Origin of the sequence: Senegalia sp. (in: firmicutes), from assembly GCF_052088025.1 — a bacterium.
Classification (GTDB): domain Bacteria; phylum Bacillota; class Clostridia; order Tissierellales; family SIT17; genus Anaeromonas.
The window spans coordinates 2,955-23,872 of the sequence record NZ_JBQCYD010000028.1 but is presented as its reverse complement, the minus strand read 5'-3'; the positions used below and the strand labels follow the sequence as shown (position 1 = coordinate 23,872).

At 28.6% G+C, this 20,918-nt stretch carries 18 protein-coding genes; 2 read left to right on the top strand and 16 right to left on the bottom strand.

Annotated features, from left to right (window positions below; all coding sequences use genetic code 11):
* Nucleotides 1–9 precede the first annotated feature (9 nt).
* From ACTHUW_RS08695 to ACTHUW_RS08620, 16 genes are all read right to left on the bottom strand, one after another.
* A complete protein-coding gene (locus tag ACTHUW_RS08695; RefSeq protein ID WP_442213070.1) occupies nucleotides 10–2,469 on the bottom strand; it encodes a type I restriction-modification system subunit M in 2,460 nt (819 codons plus the stop codon).
* A 799-nt stretch (nucleotides 2,470–3,268) separates the two neighbouring features.
* Nucleotides 3,269–4,333: an RNA-guided endonuclease InsQ/TnpB family protein gene (locus ACTHUW_RS08690; RefSeq protein WP_442213068.1), complete on the bottom strand. Its 1,065-nt coding sequence runs from the start codon at nucleotides 4,331–4,333 to the stop codon at nucleotides 3,269–3,271.
* 181 nt (nucleotides 4,334–4,514) lie between these two features.
* Nucleotides 4,515–5,165, bottom strand: coding sequence for a fructose-6-phosphate aldolase (fsa, locus tag ACTHUW_RS08685; protein ID WP_442213066.1), 651 nt, complete (start codon nucleotides 5,163–5,165; stop codon nucleotides 4,515–4,517).
* A gap of 68 nt (nucleotides 5,166–5,233) precedes the next feature.
* Nucleotides 5,234–6,046, bottom strand: coding sequence for a 3-keto-5-aminohexanoate cleavage protein (locus ACTHUW_RS08680; RefSeq protein WP_442197900.1), 813 nt, complete (start codon nucleotides 6,044–6,046; stop codon nucleotides 5,234–5,236).
* A 15-nt stretch (nucleotides 6,047–6,061) separates the two neighbouring features.
* Complete coding sequence (locus ACTHUW_RS08675) at nucleotides 6,062–6,445, bottom strand: hotdog domain-containing protein (RefSeq protein ID WP_442197901.1); 384 nt, start codon at nucleotides 6,443–6,445, stop codon at nucleotides 6,062–6,064.
* Nucleotides 6,446–6,501: 56 nt separating this feature from the next.
* Nucleotides 6,502–7,908 (bottom strand): HAMP domain-containing sensor histidine kinase, encoded by a 1,407-nt coding sequence (locus ACTHUW_RS08670; RefSeq protein WP_442213064.1) that lies wholly within the window; start codon nucleotides 7,906–7,908, stop codon nucleotides 6,502–6,504.
* Nucleotides 7,908–8,576, bottom strand: a complete 669-nt coding sequence (locus ACTHUW_RS08665) for a response regulator transcription factor (protein ID WP_442199680.1) — start codon at nucleotides 8,574–8,576, stop codon at nucleotides 7,908–7,910. Before ACTHUW_RS08665 ends, ACTHUW_RS08670 begins: the two co-directional genes overlap by 1 nt.
* Before the next feature lies 1 nt (nucleotide 8,577).
* Nucleotides 8,578–9,306: a glycerophosphodiester phosphodiesterase gene (locus tag ACTHUW_RS08660; protein ID WP_442213061.1), complete on the bottom strand. Its 729-nt coding sequence runs from the start codon at nucleotides 9,304–9,306 to the stop codon at nucleotides 8,578–8,580.
* A gap of 93 nt (nucleotides 9,307–9,399) precedes the next feature.
* Nucleotides 9,400–9,975 (bottom strand): TetR/AcrR family transcriptional regulator, encoded by a 576-nt coding sequence (locus tag ACTHUW_RS08655; protein WP_442213058.1) that lies wholly within the window; start codon nucleotides 9,973–9,975, stop codon nucleotides 9,400–9,402.
* 4 nt (nucleotides 9,976–9,979) lie between these two features.
* The gene (locus ACTHUW_RS08650) at nucleotides 9,980–13,057 is read right to left on the bottom strand and encodes an efflux RND transporter permease subunit (protein WP_442213056.1); all 3,078 of its coding nucleotides are present in this window, start codon (nucleotides 13,055–13,057) and stop codon (nucleotides 9,980–9,982) included.
* Nucleotides 13,044–13,931, bottom strand: coding sequence for an efflux RND transporter periplasmic adaptor subunit (locus ACTHUW_RS08645; protein ID WP_442197907.1), 888 nt, complete (start codon nucleotides 13,929–13,931; stop codon nucleotides 13,044–13,046). Before ACTHUW_RS08645 ends, ACTHUW_RS08650 begins: the two co-directional genes overlap by 14 nt.
* A 106-nt stretch (nucleotides 13,932–14,037) precedes the next feature.
* The gene (locus ACTHUW_RS08640; RefSeq protein WP_442197908.1) at nucleotides 14,038–14,781 is read right to left on the bottom strand and encodes a hypothetical protein; all 744 of its coding nucleotides are present in this window, start codon (nucleotides 14,779–14,781) and stop codon (nucleotides 14,038–14,040) included.
* Entirely contained in the window at nucleotides 14,781–15,962 is a 1,182-nt protein-coding gene (locus ACTHUW_RS08635; RefSeq protein ID WP_442210735.1) for a collagenase, read from the bottom strand. The genes ACTHUW_RS08640 and ACTHUW_RS08635 overlap by 1 nt, the downstream gene beginning before the upstream one ends.
* 76 nt (nucleotides 15,963–16,038) lie before the next feature.
* Nucleotides 16,039–17,166, bottom strand: coding sequence for an ABC transporter permease (locus tag ACTHUW_RS08630; RefSeq protein ID WP_442199573.1), 1,128 nt, complete (start codon nucleotides 17,164–17,166; stop codon nucleotides 16,039–16,041).
* A complete protein-coding gene (locus ACTHUW_RS08625) occupies nucleotides 17,153–18,208 on the bottom strand; it encodes an ABC transporter permease (RefSeq protein ID WP_442197911.1) in 1,056 nt (351 codons plus the stop codon). Before ACTHUW_RS08625 ends, ACTHUW_RS08630 begins: the two co-directional genes overlap by 14 nt.
* Nucleotides 18,208–19,140 carry an ATP-binding cassette domain-containing protein gene (locus tag ACTHUW_RS08620; RefSeq protein ID WP_442197912.1) on the bottom strand — a complete coding sequence of 311 codons (933 nt, stop codon included), beginning with the start codon at nucleotides 19,138–19,140 and terminating at the stop codon, nucleotides 18,208–18,210. The genes ACTHUW_RS08625 and ACTHUW_RS08620 overlap by 1 nt, the downstream gene beginning before the upstream one ends.
* A 139-nt stretch (nucleotides 19,141–19,279) precedes the next feature.
* On the opposite strand from ACTHUW_RS08620, the gene ACTHUW_RS08615 reads away from it, so the two are divergent.
* Together ACTHUW_RS08615 and ACTHUW_RS08610 are read left to right on the top strand one after the other, a co-directional pair.
* Nucleotides 19,280–20,326 (top strand): sensor histidine kinase, encoded by a 1,047-nt coding sequence (locus ACTHUW_RS08615; RefSeq protein ID WP_442213054.1) that lies wholly within the window; start codon nucleotides 19,280–19,282, stop codon nucleotides 20,324–20,326.
* Nucleotides 20,323–20,918 (top strand): response regulator transcription factor (locus ACTHUW_RS08610; protein ID WP_442213051.1); only part of this gene is annotated, 596 nt, incomplete at its 3' end. The genes ACTHUW_RS08615 and ACTHUW_RS08610, both read left to right, overlap by 4 nt.

Below are 20,918 nucleotides of genomic sequence, written 5' to 3'. Positions count from 1 at the left end.
TTAATATATTTACACTCTATCCAACTCAAAATGACTTCTTATATATTCGAACATCTTACGACCACTTAATTTATCAGTTGCAGGATTTGTTCTAACATAAAACTCCTCATCTTCAAGATAACATGGCTGATCAGATTTTTCGCATTCCACCATAAGAACTAATTTTTTATCAATATCAACCATTCTATATCTTATGAATGGATAAAATATCTCACCAATTTTTTCTTTTAAAGCATTTTTAAAATTTAATAGATATCTGTCATTATTATTCTTATAAAATTTTTCACTTTCAGTATTTATACCTTTTATTATTCCTTCATCATTAACACCTATTAACAATATACCACCATCTGAATTCAAAAATCCAACTATAGTTTTTAAAGCTGATTTTTCAATATATTTTTCTTTGCTTTTTTTTCTTACATCATAGCTGAAAGTTTCTTTAAACTCTAAAATTTTTGATTCACCTTTTCTTATCATATTTCTTATATAATCCGCATCTGTTAATTCTTCTAATACAGCAAGTATTTGATCTAACTGATCTACTATTTTAATAGAAGTAGTAGGATTTAAAGCTAATTCTTTATCAAATTTATTTATGCCTTCTTTTAAGGTTTCAAGCTTGTCTAAAGTTCTTCCTATCTGTTTCTGGATATCTATATCTGGAACTGGAATAATTGACTTACATAAACTTGTTTTATCAATTCTTTTCATTAGACCAGCCGTCTTAGATGTTTCTAGTATTAACCTACCTAAATCTGATTTAAACATTGCTGCTAAATATTCATTGCTTATTGTGTCTTTTAATACTATCTGAAAATAGTTTTGTTCTTTTAGAATTAACTCTGAAATAGAGCAAACAGGATTAGATGTTCCTATCCTAGGAATATATATAGTATTTTCAATTTCTTCAAAATATTTATTTTGACTTCCAATATTGAACTCTTTTATTATGTTTTCAAATATAGTTTTTTTATATTTATTGTATTGGGTTTCTAAACCCTCTATTTGCTTTTTTGCTCTAATTTGTTCAAAACTAGGGATTCGATCCCACCCTATAAATTTCCCCCGTGGTATTAAATAACTAAATGCTTCATCGTTTTTACGATTAATATACCTATCTACTATTTTATCAACATCTTTTTCAAGCAAAATATTTCTTGAGCCTTTCCTAACAAAATTTTGTGTTGCATCAATAAGTAGTAGTGGTTCCTCTAAGTGTCTGTTTTTCTTTAATATCAAAATCGTTACAGGAATACCTGTGTTAGGAAATAAATTACTTGGTAACCCAATTATAGTATCTATCAAGTTTTTATCTAATAATTTTTTACGAATTTTTCCCTCTATTCCCCCACGAAATAATATTCCATTTGGAAGAACTATTGCCATAGTTCCATTTTCTTTTAAATGAAATAATCCATGTAAAAGAAAAGCAAAGTCTCCCATTGAATTAGGCGGAAGCACTCCCACTGATTTAAATCTAGGATCACTTAATGTTAAATTATCACGGTTCCAATTTCTAATAGAAAAAGGTGGATTCATAACTACTGCATCAAATTTTAGTCCTTTATTAGATTGTTCTGGATTTTTAGGCCAATCTTCACCAAGTGTATCTCCATTTCTTAACTTAATTTTATCTGGATGAATATTATTTATTAATAAATTCATGCGAGCCAAATTAAAAATCCCTGTATTTTTTTCTTGACCATAATAGTGGATCTTTTTCTGTATTGAAGGATCTAAGTATTTGCCAACCGTTAATAATAGAGAACCTGATCCTAATGTTGGGTCATAAATAGACTCTATATTTGAAGATTGAGTAACAATACGCGCTATAACCTCACTTACTTGGGGTGGAGTATAGAATTCGCCTGCTTTTTTCCCAGATTCCATTGCAAATTGACCAATTAAATATTCATATGCATCTCCTAAAATATCTCCTTTTTGAAGAGTAGCCATATTCAAATCTGCAAAAATCATGATTAAGGCTTGTATATTTTTACTTCTTTCGTTTAAATTTCTGCCTAAAGCAGTATCAGTTAGGTCTATTGTAGAGCTTGAAAATAAACCTTTAAAATCATCATTACCAGACTCAATAGCTACAGAACGTTCAAAATTATGTAAGCTATCCGTTACCTTCTGTACTTCAAAATCACCAGAATTAATATCCATTATCCAGGTTTGATACAAATACTCTGGTGCAACATAATATCCTAATACACGTTGTATAGTCTTGTCTAAATCTTCCCCATTTTCTTCTCTTAATTTTTTATATTCTTTCACTAATTCTTCTTCTGTTATTTTGCCTAATCCTGCTGAGATTTTAAATGCATCTAAAGTTTTATCACTTAAAAACTTATAAAACATTAATCCTAGCATATAATCTTTATATCGACTTACATCCATAGAGCCTCGCAACTCGTTAGCCCCGTCCCATAAACGTCTTTTAATTTCTTCTAATATAATCATAACCTTCTCCCCCTAGCATATCAAAAATCTAATAATCATTGTATTTAAATTTTAGTTATTTTAAATAAATTGAAAGCAATTTTATTCATACCTTATTATATCAAATTACTTGTTATAGTATCTAAATTTATTTTTGATTTTATTTTATAAAAGTCTATAATATAAAAATATTTAGGTATCACTAATTAAATTTCCTGACAAATAAAAGCTATTTTGTGTACACTATAGACTCTCCAAATCGAAATATAAGCTAATATTAAACTTTCTATTTACATTATATTTAATCTATTGTCATATAATAAGGGCAACCAGATTAACCATATTTATCTCTTAATTTATATATTCTATAAATTTCACTAAATACCTTCTTATTTTTGGAAGTTTTCAAAATAAAAGGATATATAACTAAGAGGAATCATTGATCCCTTTAATATATCCTTTCCTATAAATATTTACATGATATATTATATTTCAATTAATTCTGTAGACACTTTTAAAGAATTGTAATTAAGGTTTAAATATAACTTCTATTATAGTTTAATTATTTCTATAGTTACTTATCTCTCTCTTTTATTTTTATTATTCATAATATAATGCCTCAACTCCTACTTTCAATTCCTTATAGTTGACATCCTACTTTTTTAAGCTCTCACCAATGAAATTTAAAGGTTATTAGGTGATTAAAATTATATCTATTTCTAGTATAATAGTATTTCCCTAGCTTCAGGACATGTCAATTGCCCCTCCCAAGATATGGATATACCAACTTAGGCACTTAAACTATTACCATTTAAGCAGATTAACTAGATATATTTCTAGCTGCATTTAAATCCGAATGAATCCTATTTCCACATTCGCATGTATATAGATTTTTCTTTCTATTTTTCTTTTCAATTTCACTACATTTTGAACATTTTTGTGAAGTATATTTTGGACTTATATATTTTACTTTTATACCTTCTTTTTTAGCTTTATATTCTATGGATTGTTGAAGTTGATAAAAAGTCCAACTATTTATATTTCTATCTGCTTGTTTTATACTTTTAGCTCTATCTCTAATATTTTTAAGATTTTCCATAACTATAATCCCAACTCTTTCTTGCACAGCAAGATCTACGATTTGGCGACTAATTTTATGGTTTTTATCTTTAATATAATTTTGCTCTTTATTTGCTATTTCTTTTATTTTTTTAAGTTTCTTTGCTTGTCCTAATTCTTTTCTTAATGCTTTAAACCTTCTTCTTATGTATCCTACTTCTTTTCCATTAAAGAATTTACGATCTATTTCCTTTTTATCTTCATTTAAGATACTTACTACTGCTAATTGCCTAAGACCTATATCTATACCCATAGTATTATTTGCTTCTATTTTTTTATCTAAAATTGTAATAGATATAGCTGCATACCAATTTCCGTTCTTATTATATATGCTTAATTTTCCTAGTTTATATTTCTCCATATTATCTTCAAATTCTTTAAATCTCTTATTCTCGGTTTCTAAGGGGAAATATATTCTTTTAGTTTTATCAGCAAATAATGAAATTGATAAAAAATGATTTTCAATCCAATAAGTCTGGTTACTAAAACTTAGAGGTTGATTAGATTTAAACTCCATATTCTCTTTTTTAGATTTAGATTTTTTGAAATTTTTATATAAGTATTTTACATCTCTTATGTTTTGATTTTTAACAGCACTAGAGAGCTTGAAATCTGGAAAATCTGCTGTCGTAAGTTTAGATTCACATTCTTTTAATCTTTTTGCTATTTCTTTTCTATGTCTTGTGGTTTCAACAGCGTTTTTTATAAGTATATTTTCTTTATACTTTGTTGGTTTTAAAAGTTTAAATACATAGGTTATCTTCATCATTTCACCTCCTATAAATATAATATTACCCTACTTATCTATAATATAACAAAATCCTAGAACTTTTGTTCCCATCATTTTCTTCAACTTAAATTCAAAGATTCTTCGCTTAAGCTCAGAATGACAGCCTAAAATCCCCAAACACAAAAAAGAATCCCCCTCACGAGAGATCCTTCCTTATCTACTTACCTTTATTTGCGTCTTCCCAATCGCTTAGGAATCTATCTATTCCTATATCTGTTAAAGGATGTTTTAGCATTTGTTCAAATACTTTATATGGTAGTGTTGCAATATGAGCACCTAGTTTTGCACTTTCTGTTACATGCATAGGGTGTCTTATGCTTGCTGATATAATTTCTGTTTCTATTCCATGAATATCAAATATTTCTGCTATGTCGCTTATTATTTGATAGCCATTGTTTCCTATATCATCCATTCTACCTATAAAAGGTGATACATATGTTGCACCTGCTCTTGCTGCAAGCAATGCTTGGTTTGCTGAAAATATTAGTGTTACATTTGTATCTATTCCTTTAGCAGAAAGTATCTTTACTGCTTTCATGCCTTCTTTTGTCATAGGAATCTTTATTACTATGTTTGGGTTTATTTTTGATAGTTCTTCTCCTTCAGATACCATTTCATCTGATTTCAAGCTTAGAACTTCTGCACTTATTGGTCCATCTACTATATCAGTGATTTCTCCTAATACTTCTTTGAAATCTCTTCCTGATTTTGCTACTAGTGATGGATTTGTAGTTACTCCACAAATTACTCCCCAATCATTTATCTCTTCTATTTCCTTTGTATCCGCTGTGTCTATAAATAGTTTCATCCAATTCTCCTCCTATATATTAATTACCTATATCTATATTATACCAAGAATATGGACTTAATTCACATTTATTTTAAGTTTAATATTTTTCTTGCTTCATCTGGTGTTGCTACTTCTCTACCTAATTCACGTGAAATTCTTGCTATTCTTTCTACTAATTGTGCATTAGACTCAGCTATTTCACCTTTTTTATAGTATACATTATCTTCAAATCCTACTCGAACATGTCCTCCTAGAGTGATTGCTGCTACTCCTAGTGGAAGTTCAAATCTTCCTATTCCTGCTACTGTCCATGTAGCATCTTCTGGTATACTTTCTTTCATATATAATAGGTCTCTAAGTTCACCTGTAATTGCTCCTGGTACTCCCATTACAAAATCAAAATGTAGGGGTGTATCTACTAGACCCATTTTCACAAGTCTCATGGCATTGTTTATCATACCACGCTCAAATACTTCGATTTCAGGTTTTACATTTTTTTCTTTCATCATTTTTGCAAACTTTTCCATGTATTCTTCTGTATTCATGAATACATCTGGTCCAAAGTTACAAGTTCCAGCACTAAGTGTCGCCATCTCAGGGGACAATTTTACTGGTTGTAAACGTTCTTCTGGTGAATGATGAACTGCCCCTCCTGTTGAAGGTTGGAAGATTATATTACATTTTGCTTCTATTTTTTCTTTTATTTCCTTATATACTTCATAATCTTGTGTTGAATTACCTTCTTCATCTCTTGCATGAACATGTACTATTGAAGCTCCTGCTTTATAGCATTCATATGCTGCATCTGCTAATTCATCTGGAGTTAATGGTAAATTTGGTTGTTCATTTCTTGTTGTTTCTGCACCTGTAAGTGCTGCTGTTATGATTAATTTTTCCACTTTTATCCCTCCTGATTATTTTCTTTGTTTGCCTTTAGGCACTACACAAGTTCCTTCTGCTTTACATACTACGATAGGCTCTTCTAATACATCACATGCTGAATCAGATATATCTGTTCTTGGAACTATTACTTTTCTTGCTGTAAATTTCATTTTTCTTGATGAGTTACCTGTTTCAACTATTTCTCCTTCTGCTTCTATGAATTCTCCTGCATATACTGGAGCTGTAAAATTAACATCATTGTATGCTACGAATAATCCTTCGTCTCCATCATTTCTGATTAAAAGCTCTGTAGCTACGTCCCCAAATAGCTGAAGCATTTTTGCACCATCTACTAAATTTCCTCCATAGTGAGCATCATGCATACTCATTCTCATTCTTATTACTGCCTTTTCCATCTAAAACACTCTCCCTTGTAATTTTTTTCACATCATCATCATTATACTAGATAAAACTACTTTGGTAAAGTCACAAAAAATTCTACTCCATAATCTTTGTTTTCTACGCCATAGCTTCCACCATGTAGTTCTATTATTGCTCGTATTATAGAAAGTCCAAGGCCTGTGCCTTTTTTACTTTTCTCTGCCTTATAGAAACTTTCCCAGATGTTTTTAATCTCACTTTCTTCTATCTTTTCGCCTGAATTATATAGTAGTAATTTTATATTATTTTCTGATTCTTCAAGTTCTATTTTCATATGACCATCTTGATCTACATATTTGATCATATTATCTAGAAAATTAGTTATGACTTGTTCTATTCTAAGTTTGTCTGCATTTATATATACATTTTCTTTTATCTTTAAATTCAATTTGACTTGTCTTTCATTTAATTTTAATTTGTATTTTTCTATTGTATTATTTAACAAGTCTGATATATTTATATTTTCTTTCTTTATAGAAAAATTTCCTGATTCATAGGATGATAATTCTAATAGTTCTTCTATCAATAAATTCATCTTATCTGTTTCATCTATTATTACATCATAGTAATAGTCCTTATCTGCTTTTTCTTTTGCTATATTGTATTTTAATCCTTCTGTATATCCTGCTATCATGCTTAATGGAGTCTTTAGTTCATGGCTTACATTTGATATGAAATTTCTTCTCATTTTTTCTAATTGTTTTTCTCGCTCTATATCATCTCTTAGCTCTTTTAAGACCTTATTTAATTTATTTGAGATATTGTTTATACTGCTTGCAAGTAAACCTATTTCATCTTCTGAATTTATATTTACTTTTTTATCAAAATTAAGTTTTGATATTTCTCCTGCTACTTGAGTGATTTCTGTTATTGGTTTGGTAAGCTTTTTGGATAGAAAATATACTATAACACTACCTATTAGCAGTGTTCCAATACTTGCAAGGCCTAAGAATACCCTGGCTATTTGAGTGCTTGTCTGGATTTCCTTTATAGCCTTTTCTCCTATAAAATATCCTCCTGCCTTTAATTTACCTATGAAGAATATACTTTTATTATCACCCCTTATATTTTCTGTTACCATTGAGGTGAATTTTTTATCTTCATCTCTTTTTAATATTTCAATTTGCTCAATTATATCTATATTTGTAAAATTAATATTATCTTCATATCTGGATGTACTTATTTTGAGATTTAATTCAGGGGTTAATATTGTGATATTTCCCCCTATTGATTCTACTAATTCTATCAAATCTCCTTCATTTATATTCCTATTTTGACTTGTATTATCAAATTTTTCATAGGCATCTTCCATTATCCTTTTGTTTTCCCATATAAATATATCATCTAGGAAAAATGAGCTTATTAAAAATATTGTTATAAATATGGTAAGTAGGCCTAAAAATACTGCAAATAGTTTGTATCTTATGGAATTTTTCATCATTCTACCTCAAATCTATATCCTACTGCTCTTACTGTTTTTATTTTTTCTCCTAAATCTCCAAGCTTTGATCTGAGTAATTTTATATGGGTATCTATGGTACGTGGATCTCCATAGAAATCATATCCCCATACTGCATTTAATATATTATCCCTTTTTAGTGCTATGTTTTTATTTTCTATTAGATATATTAATAGTTCATATTCTTTAGGAGAAAGCTTTAAGTTTTCATCTTTTAATCTTGCTATATGCATTTTTTTATCTATTACAAGTTCTTCTATTTGATATTTATCTTCATCTATTTCATTTACTCTCCTAAGTGCTGCTTTTATCCTTGCTATAAATACCTTATATTTAAATGGTTTAGTGATATAATCATCTGCCCCAAGTTCAAGTCCCTTTATCTCATCTTCACTATTTCCAAGTGCTGTAAGGATTAATACTGGCAAATCTGATTCGCTTCTTATTTCTTTTAATACTTCAAATCCTGTTTTCTTGGGCATCATTATATCAAGTATTGCTAAATCTATGTCACTATTTAAATAGAATTTTTCAAGTGCATCTTCTCCATCTTCTGCTTGTATTACTTGATATTTTTCATTTTCTAAATAATCTACTATTAGTTTTCTTATCCTAAATTCATCTTCTGCTACTAAGATTTTAACCATCCTACCACCTCTTTCTAAATTCTATAGCCTTATCTGGATAATCTGTTATTATGCCATCTACCCTGTATTTAAACATTTTATTCATTTGTTTTGTATTATTTATGGTAAATGTGTTGATTTCTAGACCTGTTAATTTTGCCTTTATCATAAGCTTAAAATCAACTCTTTTATGCTTTGGATGCAAGGCATCTGCCCTTATATTTTTTGCAAATCTTATTGGCCGTTTTATATTTCTACTATAAAGGATGCCTGTTTTTAAGTTTTCATCTAATTCTTTTATTTTATAGATTGTATTATGATTAAATGATGATATTATAACTCTTTCTTCTATCTTATATTTCTTTATTAATTCTACTAATTTTTCTTCTATTTTTGGATAGTTCATTTTGTTGTTTTTTATCTCTATATTTAATATTATATTGGTGTTTTTTGTAAGTATTATAAGTTCTTCTAGGGTTGGAATTTCTTCTCCAGCAAATTCTTCACTGAATTTACTTCCTGCATCTAATAGTTTAATTTGAGCAAGTGTCATATCTTTTATATAGCCCTTTTTTGTTGTTGTTCTATCTATTTTTTCATCATGGATTAATACTAAGTATCCATCTTTGGAAAGATGGATGTCTGTTTCTATTCCATCTGCTCCCATTTCCATTGCAAGCTTAAATGCTGCCATTGTATTTTCTGGTCTATACCCTTTTGCTCCTCTATGTGCATATATTATAGGTTTCATTTATTAATCCCTCTTTTCCTTATTCATTCTTATTATACTACAGTATGCAAAAATCCCACAGATTTCTCTATGAGATTTTTTGTTTTTTATTTTTTATTTTATTCCATTTATTAATATGTCTATTAAAGGTTTTGGATCAATATCATCTATTTTTTTCTTTTCCATTCCTATTCCTTCTGCATAAAATAAGTTTAAGGATCCAAAAAGACTTATTACAAATGCTTTTTCATCAATATTCCTTATATCACCCTTATCTTTATACTTCCTTATTAATCTTGATACTGTATTTAATAGTTTCTCTCTTATAGCACATATTTCTTTTTTCATATCATCTGATATATCTACTTGATTTCCCATCAAATTATTCCACATATCTATATGCTTTCTTATAAATAATCCATGGAATTTAGTTATTTCAAGTAGTGTATCTTCTAGATTGTCTGATTCATTTATCACATCTTCTAGGGAATCTATATATGAAATTATGAAGTACTTTATCATCTCTTCAAATAATTGATTTTTACTAGAAAAATACTCATATATTGTACCTTTTCCTACATTTGCAACATCTGCTATTTTCTGCATCTTTGCCCCATGAAATCCATATTCCGAAAACACCTTGCCTGATGCTTCTATTATTTCTTTTTCTTTGCCATTTTTTATATCCATTTTATCACCTTATATTTCTCACCTTTCTTGAGAGGGAGTCAAATATGGTATACATTACTGGTATTAGTACTAGTGTTAATATTGTTGATACCAATAATCCACCTATTACTACCGTTGCCATTGGTGCTTGTATTTCTGATCCTTCTCCAAGTCCTATTGCTATTGGCAACAGTCCTAGGGCTGTTGTAAGTGTTGTCATTAGTATTGGTCTAAGTCTAATAGGTCCTGCATTTAATATAGCTTCTTCTCTTGCCTCTCCATTTTTTCTTCTTGTATTTATATAATCTATTAATACTATGGCATTGTTTACTACTATACCTATTAGTATTATAGCTCCTATTAGGGATGTTACATTTAATGTTCTTTGTGTTATAAATAATCCTAGTGCCCCACCTGCTATTGAAAGTGGTACGGTAAACATTATTGTAAATGGATGAATTAGTGATTCAAATTGAGATGCTAGTATCATATATACTAAAACTACTGCAAGTGCTAGTGCTAGGAATAAATCAGAAAATGCTTCTTCTAATTGTTCATTTTCTCCTGCTATATTATAGCTATAGCCATTTTCCAAATCATAACCTTCAAGTTTTTCTTCTATATCTGTTATGACACTGCTTAAATCTCTATCCTTAAGTTCACTATTTACTGTAACCATCCTGGATTGACTATCTCTATTTATAGATATTGGACCATTTACTATTTCTACATCTGCTACTTCTTCTAGGTTTACTGTGCTTCCCATAGGTGTAGTTATTGGAAGATTTCTTAGATTCTCTAGATTTTCAGAATATAAATCATTTCCCTTTAATACTATATCTATTTCATTACCTTCTGTTGTGTATCTACTTGCTGTATTTCCTGATATTACACTTCTTACAGTTCCACCTATTTGAGCTGTAGTAAGTCCATAGTTACTTGCCTTTAATTTATCTATTTCTATTTCTACTTCTGGTATTCCTTCTCCTATATTACTAGTTACTTCTCTTGTGCCTTCTACTTCTTCTAATAATTTTACAAAATCTTTTGATATATCTTCTAATTTATCTAAATCTTGACCTTTTATTTGTATGCTTATTGGGGCTCCAGCCATACTTACAGCACCCATTGAATTGCTTGTTACATTTACCTTTATATCTGCTCCTGCTATATTTAATTTACTTCTTATATCTTCCGCTAGATCAAAGGTGGATTGATCCCTATCTTCCTTTAGTACTCCTGTTATTGTAGCTTGATTTTCTGTACTTCCACCCATTGAAAAACTTCCAGATGAACCTACTGAAGTAAATACAGTTTCTACTATATCCATTTTTTCTAGTCTTTTTTCTATTTCTTTTGAAACTTCATCTGTTCTTTCAAGTTCAGAGCCTATAGGTAGGTTTATTGATACAGAAAACTGACCTTCATCAGTTGCTGGTATGAATTCTGCTCCTACTGTTATGAGGGATGCCATACTTAATACAAATATGAGTAGAGCTATTAATATTGTGGATTTTCTATGACCTAGAGACCATTTAAGTACTCTTTTATATAGGTTTTCAAGTTTTTCAAATCCTCTATCAAAGGCATGTAATATAAATGATTTTCTTTTTGACTTTTCTTCATTGTTTATATCTATATTTAGTATCTGTGAAGATAGCATTGGTACCAGTGTAAGTGATACTAAAAGTGATGCTAGTAGTGAAAATGTAATGGTAAGTGCAAGTTCTTTAAATATTGTAGATGTAATTCCTTCTACAAATACTATTGGTAAAAATACTGCAACAGTTGTAAGGGTTGATGCTGTTACAGCCATAGCTACTTCCTTTGTTCCCTTTATGGCGGATTCTACCTTGCTACTTCCTTCTTTTCTAAATCTATATATATTTTCAAGTACTACTATAGAGTTATCTACAAGCATACCTATACCAAGTGCCAGTCCACCAAGGGTCATGAGGTTTAGTGTTACTCCAGCAAAATATATTAGTGAAAATGTTGCTATTATAGATACTGGTATTGCTGTTCCTACTATAAGGGTTGTTCTGATATTTCTTAAAAACAGAAACAATATTATCATAGCAAGAATTGCACCAAGTGCTCCTGATTTAAGTACTGTAGATATTGATAGGTTTATAAAATCAGCTTGATCTATTACTACCTTTATATCTCTATTAGGAAATTCTTGCCTTATTTTTTCTAGTTCTTCATTTATCCTAGAAGAAACTGATACTGTGTTTGTTCCAGATTGTTTTTGTACTGAAATACTTAAACTTTGATTTCCATTTATCTTTGATATTGATTTTATTTCCTTGTTTTCTAAATTAACTTCTGCCACATCAGATAAGGGAATGGTTGCACCTGTGGGTAGATTAATTTGTAAATTCCTTATTTCATCTACATCACTAAATTCTCCTGATGTTCTTATTGTTAAATTTTGTATTCCTTTTTCTATGGTTCCTCCTGGCATACTCATATTTTGAGCTCCTATAATTTGAGCTATACTATCCATATTTATTCCATAGTTTTGAAGTTTTGCTAAATCTGCTTCTATATTTATTTCCTTTTCATATCCACCAGATATGTTTACAGATGCTACCCCTTCAAGTCTTTCAAGTCTTCCTGATAATTCATCTTCTGCAAATTCTTGAAGGCTTGACAAGTCATCACTTCCTGAAAGTGATGCTTCTATTACAGGCATTGCGTTTGGATCTATCTTAAGTACCATGGGGCTATTTGCACCTTCTGGTAAAAAGCCCTTTATCATATCTACTTTTTCTCTCATTTCAAGAGATGCAAAGTCCATATCTGTTCCAAAGTTAAATTCTGCAATTATGACAGAAGAGCCTTCGCTAGATATACTGGATACATTTTCTATATTTGATACAGTACCTATTGAACTTTCTAGTGGTTTTGTCACTAGATTTTCAATTTCTTGAGGTCCTACTCCACTATATTGAGTTTGAACTATTGCTATTGGCAAACTAAATTGTGGTAACAAATCTATAGGTAGCCTTGTAAGAGATACTATACCTAAAAGCACTACAATCAAAGTCACCATTACAATAGTAACGGGCCTTTTAACTGAAAGATTAGTTAGATTCATTCTCTTCACCTCTTAAAACTTCGACTTTTGCGCCATCTTCTATATAATTTTGACCCTTAACTACTATTTTCTCCCCTTCACTAAGTCCTGATTTGATTTCAGTGAGTTCTCCTGTATCAAGCCCAGTTTTAACCTCTACTTGTTTTGCCTTAGAATCCTTTATTATATATACTATTTGTTTTCCATTTACATTTAAAATTGCTTCAGATTTGATCTTAAGTGTATTTTCTACTAGATCAGTATCCATGTTAATACTTGCATTCATTGACGGTCTTATATTTCTGTTTTCTTCATCTAATAGTATATTAGCACTATATAGACCTGTTTGTTCATTTACTGTAGGTGATATACTTACTATCTGTCCATCTAAATTTTCTTCTTCTATTGAATCTATATCCACCTTAACCTTTTTCCCTATATATAGCTCATTTATCAAATTTTCACTTGCATTTATAGATATAGTTATAGGTGCCTTGTTATCAACTATTACCATAGCTGCTTGCATCAAAGGTACAAATTCATCTTCTTTTAAGTTTACTTGTGAAATTGTTCCTTCAAGTGGAGATTTTATTTCCTTTATTTCATCTTTTGTCTTTAATGTGAATAATACATCTCCTTTTTCTACTTCTTTTCCAAGGCTCTTTTTTATATCATCTACCTTTAAGCTTGAATCTGCTGTTATCATCATTTCAGCTTGAGGTATAGCGCGCCCTCCTATTGTGATACTATTTGAAATATCACCTTTTTCTATTTTTTCTATTTCAACAGCTATCTTTTGTTCTTCTTTTGTTTCATTTTCCTCTTCATCGCTACATCCTGCTACTAGTGCTAAGAGTGATATTACTAATAAAAATACTATTAATTTCTTTTTCACATTCATTCCTCCAATAATCTTAAATATAAATACCGACCAGTCGGTCGGTAGTATTTATTATATAATAAAAAATAGAATTGTCAATAGTATTGACAATTCCATTAGATTAAAATTCAGATACAGTATATTCTACTATCTTGCCCTTATAATATGTCATTGTTATTATTTCTTCTAATTTACTGTTATAATTATCATCATTTATTACATAGCTCATATTTAATTTTTCTTTTCTAATCATAGACATATCAATGTTTTTGTGATTTATATTGTCTAAATCATATCCTTTTTCTATCATATATTGATCTGCTATTCTTTCAGGCTTTGTTTTTGCAAATGAATAGTTTTTAAATGTATTTGAATAGCTTGTGAAACCTATTACTAGAAAAAATATTACAATCATTGTAATAGCTGTTATTTTGGCATTTTCACTATTATTTTTACTTTTAAAGATCATCTGTGCAAGACTAGCTGCTATAAAGGCTGCAAAAACACCCATATTATATATAGATGTAAGCCTTACTATCATAATGAAAAAAATAAATATTAAGGTCATCCCTACAATCACCATATAAGAATTTATATATTTATCAACCTTAATTCTCCTGTGAAAAACATACATTATAGCCCCTATTATGGCAGTGAAAATCAAGCTTACAAAAAGGTCCATGTAGCTATCTGTAGATAGGTACAATATATATATCCAAATGAGAGCTAGGGGAAGATTTACTAATATCATATTTAATATTTTATAAAGTGTACTTTCTTCAGATATTTTACCTGATGTTCTTAGTAAAAAAAGTATAAAAGCATTTACAAAGAAAATTATCATCAAAAGCTTTAATATACCCATTAAAATTCACTCCCCTTTAATCTTTCGAGTTCCCTTATTGCATCCTTATTTTCAGGATTTTTTTCTATATATTTTTCAAGTCCCTTTATCCTTAATTCTTCTATTTTTTCTGTGTCATTTGATTCTACATCTATAATAGGGAAGCCTTCAAAGCCTAATTGATTGTATTTTTCTAATTCACCTTCATAATACTTCAAACTTTTTCCTGTAGCCTTTTTGAAAGATTTATCAAAGGTCATACTTTTAAGTCCAAATAATATTTCTTCTAATACATCTTCTCCATGTTCATATACTAATATATAAATCATTCTATAGCTTTGTTCATAAGCATCCTTACTTTGCCACTCTTGTGGAGTAATTAGGTTTTTAAAGGGAATTACTTCATCCATCATCATATTAGGTGTAGACATATCTCCTGCTCCTATAAATGATGCTATTCCTTCTTCAAACCAAACTGGAATGCTATCTCTATTTATACTATTTTTTATTCTATACATATGTGATATATAGTGAGTATATTCATGCCTTAGTACAAATCTAAATTCATTTATTGGTTCAAGTGAAAGTACTTCCTTATATATATCAGATAGAGGTATTTTAATTTGTTTTAAATCTTCATAATAGTATCCACCTGTAAAATCATTTACTATTAAATCTTCATTAAATGTATCAGGATCAGTTACTTTTATAGTTAAAGGATTGTAATTTACTCCCTTATATATTTTTTCTGCATCTATTTTAGTTTGATTTATATATTCTTCTATGAGTTCAATTGCAGGTTCTGAGGATTTTCTATAAAGTAATGTCAAATTTTTAGTTTTATATTCCTTATATTCCTTTTTCACTTCAGAGTTTAATAATGTTGCTTTTGTATAACTATTTAAAGTATAATAATCTGTATTTTTTAGCTTTTCTATATAGGCTTTTGAAATATATATATTTGTAAAGGAAAGTACTATAAGTGCAAATATCAATATTGATTTAGATAATTTATCTTTATATATAAATATTTTCTTTTTACTTAATGCAATTACTAAAGATATTACAAATAAAAAGATTAAAACTATATATGAAAACTCATATAAATAGCCTATATTTATAAATGTAGCTGCTATCATATATATTAAAATTAAGCTTAAAAATACTGTAAATGTGATAAATATAGTTTTTGTCTTTGTCAAAATATTTCACCCCCTAAGAGATATTATGTCAACTCTACTATATTTTATCACATTAATATATAAAATTATACATCCACTAAGCTTTTTGCTTTATTTTTGAGAAATATAGGCCTAATAACAAGAATACTATCCCAAATAATATTTGCATGAATAATTCATATTTTATATCTAGGAAGGAAGTCCATTTAGTTTCATTTACTCTTACAAAATAATATGTTGGGAAAAACTTAGCTATAGTAAGCACCTTATCACTTAGAAATGCTTGAGGCACCATAACTCCAGATATAAAGGCTGTTCCAAGGGATGCTACAGTACTTAATCCATTTATTAAAAATCTATTTCTGGTAAGGTTATTGATCAAAAATGTGAAACAAAGAATTGAAAAGGAAAATATCACTGTATTTACAAGGTACTTTATAAAATCTACTTCTCCTATATGTTTTCCCTTTAATACAAGACTTCCTAATATAAATATCAAGGTAATAATAGCTCCTACTGTTATCTGTCCAAGATATATTTCACTATTAAAATTCATAAATTTCTTTGAAGATATCTTTGTTCTTTTTTCTATGTTTTCATCTTTAAATTCAGTCATAATAAGCCCTAGTACTGCTACATAAATGGCTATTATAATATAGCCTGTAAAGTTAAAATAAAATTTAAACCAACTATTGGCTGAAGTGTTCAAGCTAGGATTGTCTGCCTTTATAAGTTCAACTTCTATATCTTGATTTAATGAATCTGATACTTGATCTAAATTAAATCCATCTTCACTTGCGCTTGCATTTGCAAATATAAGATATTTATTTATTTCATTTTCAATTTGTACAGAAGTCATTAATCTATCATCTTTTATAACTTCTAAAGATTCATTTTTTTCTAATACATTTTTATCAAAGTTTTCAGGAATTATTATAGCTCCTTCTATTACTTGTAAAAAAATCTTTTCTTTTATTTCTGCTATATCTTCTTCCATCATTATTATAGTATTGTTTTTATCTAGATAATCTATTAGACCATTAGATAAATCACTATTTGAATTATCTACAACAGCTATATCTAAATTTGATTCTTCAAATGAAATATCTTTATTTTCAGTACTAGCTCCATTTATCATTGAAAGTATGAAGAATATTAATGCATATGATAATATTATTAATTTGTATCTGTATGCTGTTTTTAAAAAATACTTATATACTATCATATTTCTTCCTCCTTAAAAGAACTAAAGATATTGATGAAAAAACTATAAAATAACTTATTAATATCATTATACCTTGGCCCATATCATTTGTATTTCCAAGTAAGTTTATTTTATATAGGTTATTAGTAATTATTGCAATAGGATTTATCTGCCCAAGTATTGGGAGGTTTTCTTCTATAAGTATTTTTATTTCCACTGTGAAAAGTCCTGATAAGGCTGATAGGACAAGTGTTGATGTTATTGCAAGCATTGTTTTAAAATTAAGACTTTTTTTATTTGAAACTCCTATTAACATACCTAAGGAAACTCCAAATAAATTACCTAAAAGTATGAATAAAGCACTATAAGCCATTGACTTTATCAAATCTAATTTTAATATTACTTCTATAAAAAAGAGTAAGATTGCATTTGTTGTTAAGTTTAAAAAAAGTCCTACTATTACACCACTAATCAAAAATATATGCTTTTTAATAGGCGTTGTATTTATTCTTGCACCAAGAGTAGATAAATTTGCCTGGATATATTCTACTATTTCCATTCCAACAAATACTCCATATGTTGAAACCATAGCAATTAAGGAATAAAAAATAACGAGTATACCATTTGCCTCTTGGTTTTCACCCTTTAAATAATCTATTTCATAATCAAATTCTTCTAAGGGTCTATTAAGTGCATTTGTTTGAACTATTTGTTCTAATATAGACTTGATTACAGTTTCATTAAGGCCAGATTCACTTACTAGTAAAGTTAAATCATCTTCTATAAAAGCTTCTATTTTTTGATTCTTTAAACTTTCACTTGCCTCATCAGATGATATTTCTTCTACATTTAAAATATCTATACTTTCAAGTATAGGTGCTAATCGGTTGTCACTTTCTATACCTACATTTATATCTTCAAGTTCTAGGTTTGTAATACCACTAAATGCTAAATAGAAAAATGATGCCATCAAAATAGGATAAGCTAGAGACCAAAATAAAAATCCCTTATCCCTAAAATTATTTTTAGCCTGATATATTATATTTCTATATAAATCATTCATCAGTCCCTCAGCTCCTTCCCTGTGAGCTCTAAGAATACATCATTTAATGTAGGTTGCCTTGAATACAACTTTTCATAGGTTAAATTATTTTCCTTTATAAATTCTATTAAATTAGATAAATTATTTACACCATTTTCAAACTTTATGATGTAGTCATTATCTTTTAACTCTATATCTAATACATGAGCTATATTTTTTATCTTTTCTAAAAGTTCACCATTTGCATCTACAAAACCCACTACTATCTTTTCTGTAGTTGTAATCATGGATTTTAATTCTTCATTAGTTCCAGATACAATATTTTTTCCTCTATCCATTATTATGATTCTATCGCATAGGACCTCTGCTTCTTCTAAATAATGAGTTGTATATATAATTGTACTTCCAGATTTATTTAATTTTTTAATTCCTTCAAGTATGAAATTCCTGCTTTGAGCATCTACTGCTACAGTTGGTTCATCTAAAAATATTAGTTTTGGTTTATGAACTATGCCACATGCTATATTTAATCTTCTTTTAAGTCCACCACTTAATTTTTTGGGGAAGAACTTCTTGAATTCATTTAGATCTACAAAATCTATCGCTTGAGCTACATATTCTTTTCTTAATTTTTTATCATCTATATATAATCCACAAAAATAATCTATGTTTTCATATACAGTAAGATTTTGAAATACTGAAACTTCTTGAGGTACTATTCCTATTTCTTTTTTTATATGATAAGAATTAGGAGTCATTTCTTCTCCAAATATTGTGATTTGTCCTTTGTCAAATTTAAGGAGTGAAAGTATTGAGTTTATAGCTGTAGTTTTCCCGCATCCATTTGGTCCAAGGAGCCCTAATATTTCTCCCTCTCTTAACTCCATATTGAAATGATCAAGAGCTATTAATTCCTTGTATCTTTTAACTAGATTTTCTACTTTTACAACCATTTAAATCACCACTTTCTTTGTTAATACTATTATATCAATTATATACTTACTACAGTAGTGAATATTCTCACTTCTTTTTATGACAAATGTCATATGATAAGTTATAATTATCATAAGTAATCCTTAAAAGGTGGTTGATATGAGAAGATTCATAGAAAAATTAATTATTATAGTGCTTTCTTTATATTTTTCGTATTTAGATAGTGAAATAGACCTTGTATTTTATCTATTAATTTCACTTATAATTTCCATGTCTTTAGATTTGTTTGCATTCAAAAAAATAAGATATGTACTTTATTTTTTATTTATAGTTTTAATATTTTATGACAATATATTTTTATATTACTTTCCTTTGATTTTATATAATATGTATATCGATTTCAAAAAAACTTTCTTTTTGTTTTTGCCCCTACTATTTATGAATTTAAATATACTTATAGTAGTTCTATCTTTCATATCAATCTATCTTTCTATTTCTACAGATAGGTTAAATGAAATACTCATTCAAAATAGGAGTGTACGTGATAAATTAAAAGAAGATACTCTATTCTTAAGAAAATATAATGAGCAATTAAAAGTAGATGAAGAAAAGAACATTCAAATTGCCTTGTTAGAAGAAAGAAATAGAATCGCAAGAGAACTACATGATTCTATAGGTCACACTATAAGTAGTAGCATCATACAATTAAAGGCGCTGAAACTAATTAAGAATGGAAACTTAGTAAGAGGTCTTGATGCTTTAGGTAAGAATTTGTCTACTGGTATGGATGATATAAGGAGTAATTTATATAATTTAAGAAATGAATCTATAGATTTAGAATATAATATAAATGAGATAATAGATGAAACTATAGGTTTAAATATAAATTTAACCTATAATATAGATTGTGACTTAGATTATAAATTGAAATATGACATTCTAGCAGCAGTTAAGGAAGCTATAAACAATACATTAAAGCATTCAAGTGCAGATAGTATGGATATAAAGATATTAAATCAGCCTAAATTTTATTCGATTATTATTAATGATAATGGGACAATTTATGATTATAAAAAAGATTCAGATGATGGAATAGGACTATATTCTATGGATGAAATGGCAAAAAAATATAAGGGTATATTTAATTATAGATTTGAAGATGGATTTAGATTGCATTTGACTCTTATGAAAGGAAATAAAATATGAAAATTATAATAATAGATGATGATCCCTTAGTAGTATCTTCCCTTAAAACTATAGTGGAAGCGCATTCAATTGAAGTTTTGGCCCTAGGTCATAGTGGAATCGACGCAATTAATTTATACAAACAATATAAGCCTGATGTGGTTTTGATGGATATAAGGATGGAAGATCTATCTGGAATAAAAGCTACAGAAGAGATATTAAAATATGATAGTCAAGCTAAGATACTTTTGATTACTACCTTTAGAGATGATAAATATATTAAAAGAGCTCTTGAACTAGGCTGCATGGGCTATATTTTAAAGCAGCATATTGATAGTTTGATACCTTCAATTGAAGCAGTAGACAAGGGAAATATGGTCTTTGACAGCGAAATTGTAGGGAGCTTTAAGACTGATAGTAGAAGAGATATTGAAGAAAAGTTTTCATCTAGGGAAATGGATATATTAATCCTTCTAGCAGAGGGGCTAAACAATAAAGAGATAGCTGGTAAGTTATTTTTATCTGAAGGCACTATTAGAAATTATATTTCAACTATGCTTGATAAATTGGAACTTCGTGATAGAACTCAACTTGCCATATATTATTACAGGGG